The 13,263-nt window shown below is 38.8% G+C and carries 13 protein-coding genes and 1 tRNA gene; 7 read left to right on the top strand and 7 right to left on the bottom strand.

The genetic code is table 11. The features are described 5' to 3' along the window. Positions 1 to 13: 13 nt before the first annotated feature. Positions 14 to 619, bottom strand: a complete 606-nt coding sequence (locus Mia14_RS01625) for a hypothetical protein (RefSeq protein WP_088819819.1) — start codon at positions 617 to 619, stop codon at positions 14 to 16. A gap of 20 nt (positions 620 to 639) precedes the next feature. Then, positions 640 to 1,998, bottom strand: coding sequence for a hypothetical protein (locus Mia14_RS01620; RefSeq protein WP_124216872.1), 1,359 nt, complete (start codon positions 1,996 to 1,998; stop codon positions 640 to 642). Positions 1,999 to 2,153: 155 nt separating this feature from the next. On the opposite strand from Mia14_RS01620, the gene Mia14_RS01615 reads away from it, so the two are divergent. The 4 genes from Mia14_RS01615 (at position 2,154) to Mia14_RS01600 (ending at position 5,951) form a co-directional block, all read left to right on the top strand. Further along, entirely contained in the window at positions 2,154 to 2,747 is a 594-nt protein-coding gene (locus Mia14_RS01615; protein ID WP_088819817.1) for a uracil-DNA glycosylase, read from the top strand. A gap of 31 nt (positions 2,748 to 2,778) precedes the next feature. Further along, complete coding sequence (gene pyk / locus Mia14_RS01610; RefSeq protein ID WP_088819816.1) at positions 2,779 to 4,143, top strand: pyruvate kinase; 1,365 nt, start codon at positions 2,779 to 2,781, stop codon at positions 4,141 to 4,143. A 57-nt stretch (positions 4,144 to 4,200) separates the two neighbouring features. Continuing rightward, the gene (locus Mia14_RS01605) at positions 4,201 to 5,787 is read left to right on the top strand and encodes an oligosaccharide flippase family protein (RefSeq protein ID WP_088819815.1); all 1,587 of its coding nucleotides are present in this window, start codon (positions 4,201 to 4,203) and stop codon (positions 5,785 to 5,787) included. 75 nt (positions 5,788 to 5,862) lie between these two features. Further along, positions 5,863 to 5,951, top strand: a tRNA-Thr gene (locus tag Mia14_RS01600). 92 nt (positions 5,952 to 6,043) lie between these two features. On the opposite strand, the gene Mia14_RS01595 is transcribed toward Mia14_RS01600, so the two are convergent. Beyond that, on the bottom strand, positions 6,044 to 7,006 hold the full coding sequence (locus Mia14_RS01595) for a DUF4932 domain-containing protein (RefSeq protein ID WP_088819814.1): 963 nt from the start codon (positions 7,004 to 7,006) through the stop codon (positions 6,044 to 6,046). Positions 7,007 to 7,347: 341 nt separating this feature from the next. Here Mia14_RS01595 and Mia14_RS01590 point away from each other — a divergent pair, with 341 nt between their 5' ends. Beyond that, entirely contained in the window at positions 7,348 to 7,824 is a 477-nt protein-coding gene (locus tag Mia14_RS01590) for a hypothetical protein (protein WP_088819813.1), read from the top strand. 259 nt (positions 7,825 to 8,083) lie between these two features. On the opposite strand, the gene Mia14_RS01585 is transcribed toward Mia14_RS01590, so the two are convergent. Then, the gene (locus Mia14_RS01585; protein WP_088819812.1) at positions 8,084 to 8,629 is read right to left on the bottom strand and encodes a hypothetical protein; all 546 of its coding nucleotides are present in this window, start codon (positions 8,627 to 8,629) and stop codon (positions 8,084 to 8,086) included. An 87-nt stretch (positions 8,630 to 8,716) separates the two neighbouring features. Here Mia14_RS01585 and Mia14_RS01580 point away from each other — a divergent pair, with 87 nt between their 5' ends. After that, positions 8,717 to 9,262, top strand: a complete 546-nt coding sequence (locus Mia14_RS01580) for a CBS domain-containing protein (protein WP_088819811.1) — start codon at positions 8,717 to 8,719, stop codon at positions 9,260 to 9,262. A gap of 197 nt (positions 9,263 to 9,459) precedes the next feature. Continuing rightward, complete coding sequence (gene asnS / locus Mia14_RS01575; RefSeq protein ID WP_088819810.1) at positions 9,460 to 10,821, top strand: asparagine--tRNA ligase; 1,362 nt, start codon at positions 9,460 to 9,462, stop codon at positions 10,819 to 10,821. Between the two features lie 187 nt (positions 10,822 to 11,008). On the opposite strand, the gene Mia14_RS01570 is transcribed toward asnS, so the two are convergent. The 3 genes from Mia14_RS01570 to Mia14_RS01560 all read right to left on the bottom strand — a co-directional run bounded on the left by Mia14_RS01570 (position 11,009) and on the right by Mia14_RS01560 (position 13,234). Further along, on the bottom strand, positions 11,009 to 12,226 hold the full coding sequence (locus Mia14_RS01570) for a hypothetical protein (RefSeq protein ID WP_088819809.1): 1,218 nt from the start codon (positions 12,224 to 12,226) through the stop codon (positions 11,009 to 11,011). A 138-nt stretch (positions 12,227 to 12,364) separates the two neighbouring features. Further along, positions 12,365 to 12,616: a hypothetical protein gene (locus tag Mia14_RS01565; protein WP_088819808.1), complete on the bottom strand. Its 252-nt coding sequence runs from the start codon at positions 12,614 to 12,616 to the stop codon at positions 12,365 to 12,367. A 111-nt stretch (positions 12,617 to 12,727) separates the two neighbouring features. Next, on the bottom strand, positions 12,728 to 13,234 hold the full coding sequence (locus Mia14_RS01560) for a helix-turn-helix domain-containing protein (RefSeq protein ID WP_088819807.1): 507 nt from the start codon (positions 13,232 to 13,234) through the stop codon (positions 12,728 to 12,730). Positions 13,235 to 13,263: the final 29 nt, after the last annotated feature.

Here is a 13,263-nt window from a genome sequence, read left to right as displayed (position 1 = left end):
CGTTTATTGGCTATTATTTACGTTCCAACCTGTTGGCTGAATTTCTGTAATTAACAAGCAACTTGTAGTACCTCATAGCCTTGTACTCTATGCGCTTTGTGGCTTCTTCACCAAGAAAACTTTCTAATCCGTAAATATTTATCCTCTTATTCCTCTCTTTCTCTGCTTTGACAAAGTTGCTTCGGGCCGATGCAAACATTGATATGGAAATCTGCTGTGATAACCCGTCTTCTGGATGAGAGCCTAACGAATTTATTGAATTAAGCTCCGCAGACATCTCGCTTGTATCACGTCCATTTATAAAATCGTGCCTGTGCCCTATCTCGTGATTCATGAGCGCTATAATGCCTTTTTTGTATCCTACAGCATATGAAAAGATTATTGCATTGAGGAATTTCCCATCTATATATATTGAATCTTCGGATTTGTTATAGCCGATTTCTGGAATGTCTGAATATATGACTCTAAGCTTTCCGCATTGTATTCCAAGCTCGTCCATTATTTTTAGGAATTTCAATGACCTGCTCTGCCAATATCTGCTTTCAGATTCCTCAATAGATATTGCATTCTGGCCATGCTCTGCCAGTTTGCTTGCCTTGCTATCTTTATGTGTATACATAAGCAAAAACCTATTTGAGATCAATTTATGTACAATGTTGCATTGCCACAGTTACCGCTCTCATTTCCGGTGAAGAAATTGATCAGGTAGTAATGCAATCCTTCGGGCATGAAGACGCTGCGCACGTATCTTGGGCAGGTGTTTGTTGTATATCCGCTGTAATATAGATAGCCGTTAAGGCTGCTCACGTTAAGCTCTGCATAACCGCTATTCCCTCCACCATATGTGAAGTTCATGAACCCACCATCAAATGTGCACTCTCTTGTTATGTTTGCAGATGTAATGCTTGTGGTAATGGTTAGATTCGAGCAGTTATATATGTGTATTCCGGTACTGTTCTTCCTTGGAGGTGTTGAGTTCACAACCACCTTGCTCGGGGAGGTTACATTTGCAGGGAATCCTGATATGAAGCTATAACTGGGCTTGCTGTTATAAGCCACTTCATTTATTGAAAATGAAACTTTTGTATTAGAATCTTCGGATTGGTTCAATATGTCATAATTGAGTGTGAGGTTCAATGGCAATGAAGAATTATAGAAAGGAAGGCAGGAACCCGATGTGTAATTTACTTTGGTGCTGCCCGAATCCAGAGGCACATTTCCAGACCCATATAAGTAATAGCATTTCTGGCCAGTGTACGTTGAATTTCTTGTTCCTGATAATTTCAGGATGCTCTCGAATACGGAGGAATTTGAATTTGGCGATACCGAATTCAGGTCCGACGGACCTATTGTGTTGCTTGTTTTTTCACACGAATACTTATTAGAAAGAAACTCAAAGCAGCTATAGTTGCTTGAATTCAATTTAATCATCATAAGTCCTATGTCTCCATATTCGGAATTACCTGATGTCCTGACATAAAGCTTGCTGTTTGAATCAAGCTTCTCATATATAAGCGTAAAAGGTACAGAAACGTTAAAGGTTTTGTTCGAGTAGCTGTAATCTTCGGAGAACTTCCCTGAATAGGTCACATTTACGTCCTGCAATGAATCGGTTCTGTTTATTGAAGTGCCTAAAACTGAGAACAGTTCGATGTTGCTTTTATGGTAAACCGAGCTTATGACCGGATTCGTAGCTGGTGGCAATGCATTGCTTACGCTTATCGGATGTGAAGGTATGAACCTATAAGCAACTATGATTAGTATTACAATAGCGATTATCACAAACGGTATTGTCAATGGGGACCTCCTTGTATGCCTCTTTGGCTGTATGCCTCCATAAGGCGAATTTTGGTTGTTGTTCTGGCCTTGGCCAGAAGGGTTGGTTTGGCCGTAGATATTTTCTGGAGAATAAGCCCCGCCCCCGCCATTTTGGTCTACCGGGGTATAAGGATTGTAATTTGGGCCTGTACTATCTCCTCCCCCTGGTTGGTACTGCATTTTATACATCCTATCCAATATATTGCTTTTGCAAAGCACTTTATTTAATATTAAAATGGCTTTTTATTGCCACATCTAATTATATATTTGCAAAGTTATATAATTATAAGTTTTCTTATTAGACTAAACTTATGATTTTGCTTTGAGGCAGCCCTATGAAGATTGACAAAACTTTGGAATCGTTGGCTTCCCAGGTTAACAGCATGAAAAAATTTGGGGATGCGGTAGTATTTGAAAGGGTCAGCGATTTGTTTATGGAAAAAGGCGAAAAACTTAGTCTTCTTATTATAGGCGAGGCTCCAGGATATGAGGAGGTAAGGATAGGAAAGCCTTTTGTAGGGAGGAGCGGAAAGCTGCTCGACAAATGGCTGCAGGTCCTTCAAGTAAAGGATTACGTTATAACCAATGTCGTTAAGAGCCATCCCGTAGATGCAAAGACGCAGTATAACCGAAAGCCCACCGAAGAGGAAATTGCTTATTGGAGGCCCATACTTGAAAAAGAGATAAAGGCCTTAAAGCCAAAAGCTATACTGTGCCTTGGAGATGTTGCTTACAAGACGCTGACAAATTCTGGAAGGACTATAACATCCACAATCAAAGAGGGCATTAGATTTGAATACAATGGCATACCTGTAATAATATACTTCCATCCTTCTTATCTTTTAAGGAACAAGGACTACGATTGGAAGCCCGACATGGTGAAGATTAAGGAGGTTTTGGATTCCTTGAAAAGCCAGTCAAAACTTTGAATTTTAAATCATTATGTTCTAAGGCGATCTGATGAAGACTAAAATATTGGCGACTTTTGGGCCTGCAATAGAAGAGAAATCTAAATTAGCAAAAATAATAAAATACACGGACATAATAAGGATAAATTTCTCGCATACAAATGAAGAACAGGCAGAGCAATACATAGCCCATATAAAAGCAGCTGAAAAGCTTGCAGGCAAAGAGATATCATTGCTTGCTGACCTTCCGGGGCCAAAGATAAGGCTTGGGAAAATAAAAGATCCTATAATAGTTAAGAAGGGAGATTTGCTAAAACTGTTTTATGAAGGGAACAAGCTTGAGAAAGGAGTCATACCTGTATCCTACAGGTACATAAGCGATGACTGCAGGAATGGGATGCACCTCTCCATAGGCGATGGCTACCTGAAGATGAAAGTCGAAGGAATAAAAGATGGTATCGTGTTTGCCAAAGCCATAAACGATGGCATCATAAGCAGCAGGAAAGGGCTGAATCTAATAGGAGCCGACATAACGGAGCAGACACCTACCGAAGAGGATATAAAATTCGCAAAGTTTGCGAAGGACAAATTCGATTTCATCGCGCTTTCATTTGTAAAGTCCGACGAGGACATCAAGCGCCTTAGGGAAAAGGTAGGGAATGATATATTCGTAATATCAAAGATAGAGAGGAGGCACGCCCTTGACAACATAAAGGCAATTGCGGAGGAATCTGATGGGATCATGGTGGCAAGAGGGGATCTTGCCTTCGACATCCCTGTTGAATCAATACCAATAGCGCAGAAGAAGATAATAAAAGCGTCAAGGGAAGCGGGCAAGCCTGTCATTGTTGCGACACAGATGCTCATGAGCATGGTAAACAATCCGATGCCCACAAGGGCGGAGGTCAATGACGTTGCTAATTCGGTATTCGAGGATGCAGACTGCGTGATGCTGAGCGATGAAACCGCCGTAGGAAGCTATCCAATAGAGAGCATCGAAACTATGAGCAGGGTGATACACAATGCGGAAAAGGAAGCGCAGCAGAGCTATCCAAGGAGCGTCGATGGGATATACAGCTATATAGCGCATGCGGCAAAAGACCTTTCGGAGAAGCATGACATAAAGTGCATCTTTGTGCCTACGGAATCCGGAGCGAGCGCGATAAGGCTTTCGCAGTTCAGGCCAAGCAGCGATATAATCGCATTGTCAGAAAATCCAAATGTAAGAAGCAAACTGGCATTGTTCAAGGGCGTAAGGGCTATGGACATAAAAAATTACAGCAGCACGGACGAGATGCTTGAAAACATAAAGGAGCTTGCATTGAAGCTTAAAATATACGAGTATTTGGTAGTGTACGGAAGCCCGAGGAAGAAGGGAAGCACGGATTCCCTGAAATATGTCTCGTTGCTTCCATGAACTGCACAGTGTCATCTTTTTATTTTTATAAGTAGAATTTAAGATAATGTTTTTAAGGTGATTTCGGCGATTGCTGAAGACTCGACTTTAGAGAGCTATGAAGATGAAGAAGGCATAGGTGTAGCTACTGCTAAGAACAGTATGCTTTACATATCGAGCAAAGTGCTGAGCTCACTGGTAATAATAATAATACTGATATTCTTGGCAAGGATACTCAAGCCTGAATATTATGGATTTTACACTATTGTAATAGCATTCTCCACTTTATTGGGTGCTGGGGGCAACTTCGGAGTGGGCACAACCTTTAGGAAGAAGCTGGCGGAGATAGGAGTATCGCTGAAGGAGAAATCAAACATAATCAGCTCTGGAATAACAATCTCTTTTCTTATAGGGTTCATATTGATGGTTATAGGCATAGTCTTCAGCAGGTATATCGCTTACTCTATTTACCATGAGCCTTTGCTTTACATTCCGTTCATAGCTAGCTCCATCATAGTATTATTGACTGTGATTTACGGAGTTACATCGGCAGTATTATTTGGGATAAACAAGGTGAAGCACGCATCTTACATAAATATCGCGTATTCTATATCACAAGCTGCAGCTGTACTTATACTTGTACTTCTTGGATACGGGATAATAGGTGCATTGATTGGGATAGCAATCAGCCTTGTGATAGGCTCGATCATATCAATATACTACATCGTAAAGTTCGTGCATTACAGATTCTCTTTCCAGCCAAGGTCAAGACTTAGAGGTTTGTTCAATTTCTCAACACCTATATTGGTATCGAATTTGGTTTACCTTGGGTTGACAAGCTTTGCGATAACTTTCCTTGCAATCTTTGTATCTCCGTCAATAGTGGGAAGCTATGGAGTTGCATTCAGGTTCGGAAGGATAATAGAGGTGATAACCGCATCCCTGTCATTTGTCCTCTTGCCCGCATTTTCAAGCGTGATATCCAACAAGGAAAGAAGGGAGAGCATAAGCCGGGTATTCAACGGAAGCATATATTACTCCTTCCTGTTCCTTGCCCCTTTGACCGCTTACCTTATATCTGTGTCAAAGCCTTTGATGTACCTTCTTTTCTCAAGCTCGTACCATGATTCCTATATATTCTTCTCATTCATAGTGCTCGGGCTGTTCATAAACATCATAGGCGTGCTTTCGGGGCAGCTTATGGTAGGATATGGAAAGACGAAATCCTTCATGAAGTACCAGCTTTTGACTTTGGTTATAGAATTGTCGATGCTTCTTGTGCTCACCCCGATATTCAAGGTATATGGGGTGTTGCTTTCCCTTTTCGTAATAGGCCCAGTACTGTTCTCTTTTATATACGTGATTGCACTCCGCAATGAATTCAAGATGAACGTGAAGTTGAGCAAGCTGCTTTTGATTTCGATATCCGCGGTGATCCTTTTTGCAATAGGGTACGCGATAACAGCATTCCTCCATTATTCTTACATCTCTATATTGGCAAACCTTGTATTGGCATTGGTTATATTCATACCTATAGCGGTTTTCCTCAAAGGTGTCGATTCCGAGAATGTGCAATTTATAGAGAGGATAGGGAAAAGGTATAAAAAGATAAAATTCGCAACAGATGCAGTTGCAAGGTACGCAAGGTTTTTCCTAGGCAATTAGAAGCAAGGATTGAAATTGCACACAAAATAGATAAATCTTTAAAAGTATTCTCAATAAATATATGAATGTTATCAGGCCCTGGTAGCTCAGTGGCAGAGCGCCTGTCTTGTAATAGGACAAAACAGGAAAACAGGAGGTCGAGGGTCCAACCCCCTCTCAGGGCTTGCGTGTGGATTGTTTGTTGCATTTTTCTATTCCTTTCAATTGATGTGCGTATTATTCCATCGCCAAAAGTTTTTAGAGAAAACAAAATAGACTATTTGTTAAGTAGTAAGCGTTCCAATTCTTTGATGATTTCCGGATAAAATTCTATCAATGTGGGATAAATGTCTCTATTATCTTCATATATCTTTAGATAGTCATATAACTCCCTCATATGGACGAAACCACCCTTTTCTTCTTCTCTTATCCATTTTAGCACAGTATTCTCTTCTCCTTTCACGCGAAATTCAATTCTGTTAGATATAGCTCGTATTATATATTCATTTATTACGTTCTGCCAAATAGGGTAGCCCCATAATGAAAGTTTGACCTTTGAAAATTTCCGCCTAAGCGCAGCAGTATGCTGTTCTGTTATAGGCTCAACAAAATGGTGCCCAAATTCGTGCCATAACGTACCGACAAGCCGTGAGTCAAAATATGGCAAACCATTCTTTACTTTGGTAGGTCCGACAATTGCATACCCATCATACCAATTTTTTATGGAATTGATCCTAAATCCATTTCCTCCTTCTCTAAATAATGGGGAAAGAATAATGTTGTAGCTATTTAGACCCATTCCATAATAACTTTCTATAGGCAGAACTATGTCTTTACTTTTTAGTTCTTTTCTTGCAGATTCTGTTACCTTCTGAAACATTCCCTTATATTTTACAAAAAAGGCCATAAAATCGGTTTCAACTGCAAAATCCCTAAGTATTTTTATAAATGACTGGTATTGCCTTCCATATCTGTCAAAAGGTCGCACTACCTTTAAATCTGGAGGATTGGAAAGATGAAAGATTGTTGCAGCAGAAAAATCCATAGAACAACTGCCGTTGCATATTTTCAAATAATGTTTTGTTGATTCAGAATTTTTATAAGAAGAAAAATAATCGATGAACTGCTTTTTGTAAGTGGTTTCAACTTTCGTTAAACCTGCGAAGCCTGGATTGGTAAGATCATTTTGAAGCTCTATAGACATCAGCAGTTCTATTCGCGGATCTATTGTAATTTTCATTTAAAACACTAGTATCTTGATTTACTTATTTAAGCTCTTATATTTAGATATTTATAAAATTAGCTTTATGAAAAATCTTAAGCTTAAATATTCAGAATAGAATCTCAAAAATCCTATAATCTGGTGCCTTACAATTTTGCCAATGACAAGTAAGGACGCATAATAAATACCTTGAAGCATCTGAACTTATACCGAGAGCACCTAAAATGACTATAACATAGCTATTCTAATATTAAGAGGAATATAACTTTATTTTCCAATAAAATCTGCTGTTAAGGATTAATGCCCGCATACTTACGAACATTTAAAAGTTTTTTACAGGAATTATACTGGATGATAAAATGGTGGAATCTGCTGCTTCAGGGTCTGAGAAAATTCTTGGCGACTTATCTTCTAAACTTACACCTACTGAGAGGGAAATACTTCTCAACGAAGGTATGACGCAGGCGAAGGTGTCAGAAATACTAAATTTGCCTGTTAAAGTTGAGGTTATCGCACAGCATGAAATATCTGGTGTTATTATGCGCCAGGTACGAATTTATACTGAGAAAGCCAACGGAATGCGTGCTACGGTTTACTTTGCGGAATCTGTCATACCAATTGGAGGTAATTCAGACCAGTTCATCGCGATTATGAGGGAAAAAGGCATGGGTATCGGCCAGGCTATAAACGCCCTGCATATAGCCCAAAAGAGGCAGATAATCGATGTTTATGCAGATGAAAGTGTAATATCCAGGAACTACAGCATTGAAGGCGAGGGGCTTTTCGTACTGATCACAGAGGTATTCCCTAGGAATGTATTAAAAGCAGTAGTCTGAATGAATTACTTTCAATTAAATTGGATATAGTCTCAAATGCAGAAAACGTTGCACTAATTAAACAGAAAATGATTACTCGTTTGTAATGGCGATTGAATGGTAATGCAATGAGCTATTAAAATGCATATAGATTTGGAAGCCATAGATTATAACAATAGCAGGAAAATAACACCAAATAGAAAAATAGCAAATGGTTATTGAAAGTCAGACTTTATTTAATATAGTTATTTCGTTATATCTGCTTTATTATTCTATGGATTCAAGGCTTTCCACCATTGTCTATCCACCATTTGCGTAATTTATCAAATTCCGTTTTTTTCTCTGCTTTTTTCTGCCGCTCCTTGTATCTCTCTTGTGCATGCCATCTTGCCAGGTTGCGCTTAATAAAAGCTTGGTCATTTTCATTGAAATCCTCTAGCTTAAATGGCTCCCACTGCTTGCCTGGCCCGTATTGCGAAGGATCAAACAGCTCCATTGTCACAACTTTAAGGTAATCTTGGTAGCTTAGCTCTTTCAGTATCTCGAAAAATTCTTTCCTGTAAGGCCCATATTCTTCGGGATGAAGGAATACATAGCTGCCATAGAAACCTGTTGATTCCCCCTTTACCTGATACTTGTATGCTGCATTCTCCACCTTGCATAATCCCAATATATATTCTCTGTCTGACTTTTTCTTGAAGTTGGCATTTGCTATCTTTTTCTTCAAAAATTCCGTCATTGGCTTATAAGGCGTTTCTTCAGTTCCTTTGTCCATGAAATCAGACAATTTACCAATCAAGTCTTCCAAGGTATTTTTTTCTGCCATTTCAATCACATATAGCATTATATATTTTACTAAATATAAATACTTGTGACAAATATTTCTTTATAGGAAATATTTATTGTGATATGTATGCTAACTATACCTGAATTGAAAGAGATTACTTACGAGATACGCACCGCAAGGCAGAAGCATAAGATAAAATCTTCCGAACTTGCCAGAGCCAGCAAGATAAGCCCTTCAGCTATGTCGAAGCTTGAGAATGATAGGCTGAAACCTAGCTATAATATGGTTTATGGTGTGTTGGATGCGCTCAATAAGCTTATAGTAGCAAAAGGCACGCCAAAATCGGTAAGCTTAAAAATGATAAGAAACGTGATAAGTGTGTCTCCGGTAGATACGATATCAAGGGCAAGGGAGATAATGAAGAAAAATGACATATCGCAGCTTCCAATAGTTGACAGGGACGGCAGGATAACGGGCTTGGTTACGGAAAAGAGCATACTGGATAACCCTGATGCAGTTACATGCGATGAAGCGATTGAATTCTCCTATGCAATTGTCGGGCCTGATGAGGATCTTGAAAAGGCACGCCAAGTTGTCAGGAATGTACAAGCAATACTGGTTGTAAAAGATGGCAGGCTTTTTGGCATCCTTACAAAATCTGATTTCCTTTAAAATTAATGCTGCAAAAATAATTGGATAGGTACAGCATTGCAATATTTGCCACTTTCCAAATGATACAATTCTTTATTGCTGTATGATAAGGGATTTACAATCTGAATAATTGGGTATCGTATTTTCTATTAATTGCTTGAAAGGGATTGTACATAAAACTTTTATATCAACTAGTTTTAATTATCTTTGTGGTGGACATGAAAGATGAAAAATCTTTAAAGTCTGTACATTTAAGCAGCTTATTGGAAAAAGGCCTGGAGCATTCCGAGAAGTATGCTACATCTGTATCGGATTTAAGGAAAAAGATTGGTGAAGAAGTATTTTTGCGCGGATGGGTATATAGACATCGCAGAACAGGTAATATGGCATTTGTTGTTTTGCGTGATGGAACAGGGATTGTACAATGCTCAGTAAATAAGGATAATGTAAAACCGGATGAATGGGAATCGGCAAACGACTTGTATATAGATTCGGTAGTAAATCTGATAGGAGAGGTAAGGGAAGATGATAGGGCTCCGGATGGAATAGAAGTCCAGGTAAGGGAGTTTGGCGTTGCTTTTAAAGGTGAGCCCTTCCCCATAACTAAGGATCAAAGCACAGAGTTTCTTCTCGATATGCGTCATCTTTGGATTCGTTCCCCAAAAATGATTGATATATTAAAATTAAAGGCCTCTGTAATTAATGATATTAGAGGATTTCTTGATGAAAAGGGTTTCCTTGAAGTTCAACCTCCATTAATCACAGGCTCCGCAGCAGAAGGGGGAGCTACTTTATTCGAAGTAAATTATTTTGACCGCAAAGCATACCTATCACAGAGCGGGCAGCTTTATTTGGAAGCTGTAATCAATGGTTATCCCTTGGTTTATGGTTTTGCACCATCTTTCAGGGCGGAGCCAAGCCGTACTCCCCGACATTTGGCTGAATTCTGGCAATTGGAAGCGGAGATGGCATTTTATAACCAAGATATGAATATGAAACTGCAGGAACAGATACTAGAACACGTGGCCCATAGTGAAGCCAAAAACCACCCGGACATACTTAAAAGGTTTGGAAGGGATCCACAAGATCTACTTGATATACAAACCCCATTTGAGCGTATGAAATACGAAAAAGCGCTTGATATACTCAAGGAAAAAGGCTTGGATGTTAAATGGTCTGATGGGCTTGGTATGGATGAAGAAAAAGCGCTTATGCAAGATAGGAAGCAGCCAGTATTCCTAACTAACCAGCCTAAGGAGATAAGAGCTTTCTATATGCGGATTAATCCTGATGATCCAAGGACAGTGTTAGATGCAGATCTCTTGGCTCCTGAGGGTATAGGAGAGATTTTTGGAGGCAGTGAACGTGTATCTGATTACGATGAATTGATGGGAAGAATCAAGGAACAGAACTTGAAAGAAGAAGATTACCAATGGTATATAGATCTGCGTAAATATGGAAGCATTCCACATTCCGGATTTGGCATAGGGTCTGAGAGAGTTGTCCGCTGGATCCTAAAGCTTGACAGCATCAGGGATGCAATACCGTTCCCAAGAACTATGAATCGTATATCACCCTAAAAGTAATAATAGAGTTGTAATAGTTGCAGTATTACTTTTGGGTAATTAATAGTTTCCATTGCTGATGAGAAAACAAAGAAAGCGGATTTATTATTGTTTGGTAAAACCTGTTACATTTAAAGATACATAGTAATCTCACTGCAAATTGCATATAAACTTTGTTAAAAGAGTGCCTGGGATTATGGCATTATCTTCTAAAAAGCCCAACAGATTCAAGCGACTTCTTAAGCTCTACCTTGGCTTCATCAGTTCCATATTTATTTATTGCTTTGGTTACAGATTCAACAGCACCAGGTATCTTGACTAACTTAACCAGCTTTTTTTGCATTTCTTCTCCACCTATAATAGCAATAAGATCTGCGGTGGTTTCTACGGTTAACTCTGGAGATTTATTTACTTTAAGGCTTAGGATTGAAGGAGATTCCCTTGCAAACCCTATTATTGTATCACATGCTTCGTCCTCTATTTTTAACCAGTGGCTTGCGATTAATATTAATGGAGCTAGTTCTTCAATAGAAGAATAAGAGAATATTGAATGATAAGCTCCATCTAGCAGCTTTGCTTGGATTAAAGTGCTCCCTATATCTGTTTTCTTTATTATATCTAAAAATTTCAGTAGCACATCTCTATTCCCTGTGCCTGCTATAATTGAATAAAGAGGTTCATACATATAGCGGGTCCTTAAAGGTGACTTGTCATCATAATAGGTTTTAGTCTTTACTTTGTCTTCTGTCCAAAATAAATCATAGGCCTTAAGACGGTCAATAGCTTTTAAAAGTGTCAATTTTTCTTCATCCCCCATACGAGCAATTTGGTTTATTAAATATGTTTTATATATGTTCCTATTTTCTCCGTGTAAATTCATAAGTTCTTTTTGACTGAAATAGTTAAATTCTGAAACTTTGTGCTCCGTTTTATAGGTTTCCAGCACTGACTTGTCTTTTAGCCAATCAAGCATATCTATGGCAATCTTCTTGCTGGTTTCGGTATCCTTGGCCAATAATAAATAAGCAATACTTTCCTCTTTGCCCGATTTAAGTAATTTTGGATTTGATGGATCATCTGTTCTCTTTATATACTCCCAAATCTTTTCCATTATCTCTTTTCTTCCTTTTTCTATAAGAATTGGAATTGCCTTTTCCAGTAAATCGGGTGATTTTGAAATGATAGTATCGAAAAGTTTGGATTGTACATTGACTGATTTAGATCTCGCTAGTACTTCATAAACCCTTTCATCATTGGATTTTATTTTCAGTATGCTCGCGATGTTCTTTGAACCTAAAAGGTTTATCTGCTGATCAGCAGTCTCATATCTTGCTAATACATCTGTTTGCTTCTTTTGGACTTTTTCAGATAAATTTTCAGTATGCCTATAAGAATTATCAGATTTATTTAAGAACGCCATAGATCCACCTATTATATTATCATAAACCAAATATATAATTATTTCTGTTTACTGCCTTTTGCTTTATCAATGATAATTAAGTTTAGAAACCACTTTACTTACATATACTAAGCTTCCGCAGCATCTTCAGGTTTGGGCTTATTCCGGCTTAATCCTTATCATCCTGCCATCAGGGTATTGTATGAAAACCCTGTCCTGTATCCCAATGTAGTCCTGTCCTCCAGAATGGCTGGATGGCTGCAGTCTTTCCAACTCCTTTAATTTATCTTTTGCTGATTTTAACGCTTCCTCTTTCGTTTTGTACTCTTTTTGCGAATAGAACTCGCCTTCAAATGTATCGTAAACCACTAATTTGTATTTGCCTTCGGCAGATTTTGTTTTTGATGCCATACCTATCACATAGATTTTATAGCGGATATATTATTAAGGATTATTTGCTGCTGGGCATGTTTTTATTTGTGACATCCTCCCACCCGTAAACGGTGTGGGCTTCCTTCGCATTCATGCAGTCACTGCATCCTGCAAAGGATGTGTTTTATCGGTTCTCAGTTCCTCGAGAACTGCCTCCATTTGAGGCCTTACACTCTCTCCCTGAGCGTGACTTTCCCTCTGTCCGAGGGTAGCTCTTTTGAGTATGTTTATTGATGCGTTTATATCCCTTGACCTGAATCTCGGGAATCCTGCCTTCCTGTTTCCTTCCTTGATTCTCCTGAAGAAGTTCTGGTATGCCTTTAGAAGCCTATATTCAATCTCGCATCTCGTCTGCGAGTATAGTTTCAGGTATCTCTTGTCATCTTGGATTATTTCTTTGACGAACCTGTTGAACTGTGCTATTGAGGCTTTTGCCTTTCCATTCTTATAGGATTCAATGGACTTCTCCAGAATCTTGTTGTAGAACTGCTGTGCAAGGATTAGCCGTTCATCTATCTCAGACTGCCTTTTAGTATCTGGATAGATCCTGAATTTATAGGCTCTTGTGGAATCCATGTTGTTTGTATAACCATTCATATTTATACACCTTTACTTTATTCAGCAGT

The sequence above is a fragment of the Candidatus Mancarchaeum acidiphilum genome (assembly GCF_002214165.1).
Classification (GTDB): domain Archaea; phylum Micrarchaeota; class Micrarchaeia; order Micrarchaeales; family Micrarchaeaceae; genus Mancarchaeum; species Mancarchaeum acidiphilum.
This window is presented reverse-complemented; position numbering and strand designations above follow the sequence as displayed.

Excerpts from the sequence above, each read along its gene's own strand:
- Mia14_RS01625 (WP_088819819.1), bottom strand. The coding sequence starts at position 619 with ATGTATACACATAAAGATAGCAAGGCAAGCAAACTGGCAGAGCATGGC.
- Mia14_RS01620 (WP_124216872.1), bottom strand. The coding sequence starts at position 1,998 with ATGCAGTACCAACCAGGGGGAGGAGATAGTACAGGCCCAAATTACAAT.
- Mia14_RS01615 (WP_088819817.1), top strand. The coding sequence starts at position 2,154 with ATGAAGATTGACAAAACTTTGGAATCGTTGGCTTCCCAGGTTAACAGC.
- pyk (WP_088819816.1), top strand. The coding sequence starts at position 2,779 with ATGAAGACTAAAATATTGGCGACTTTTGGGCCTGCAATAGAAGAGAAA.
- Mia14_RS01595 (WP_088819814.1), bottom strand. The coding sequence starts at position 7,006 with ATGAAAATTACAATAGATCCGCGAATAGAACTGCTGATGTCTATAGAG.
- Mia14_RS01590 (WP_088819813.1), top strand. The coding sequence starts at position 7,348 with ATGGTGGAATCTGCTGCTTCAGGGTCTGAGAAAATTCTTGGCGACTTA.
- Mia14_RS01585 (WP_088819812.1), bottom strand. The coding sequence starts at position 8,629 with ATGGCAGAAAAAAATACCTTGGAAGACTTGATTGGTAAATTGTCTGAT.
- Mia14_RS01580 (WP_088819811.1), top strand. The coding sequence starts at position 8,717 with ATGCTAACTATACCTGAATTGAAAGAGATTACTTACGAGATACGCACC.
- asnS (WP_088819810.1), top strand. The coding sequence starts at position 9,460 with ATGAAAGATGAAAAATCTTTAAAGTCTGTACATTTAAGCAGCTTATTG.
- Mia14_RS01570 (WP_088819809.1), bottom strand. The coding sequence starts at position 12,226 with ATGGCGTTCTTAAATAAATCTGATAATTCTTATAGGCATACTGAAAAT.
- Mia14_RS01565 (WP_088819808.1), bottom strand. The coding sequence starts at position 12,616 with ATGGCATCAAAAACAAAATCTGCCGAAGGCAAATACAAATTAGTGGTT.
- Mia14_RS01560 (WP_088819807.1), bottom strand. The coding sequence starts at position 13,234 with ATGAATGGTTATACAAACAACATGGATTCCACAAGAGCCTATAAATTC.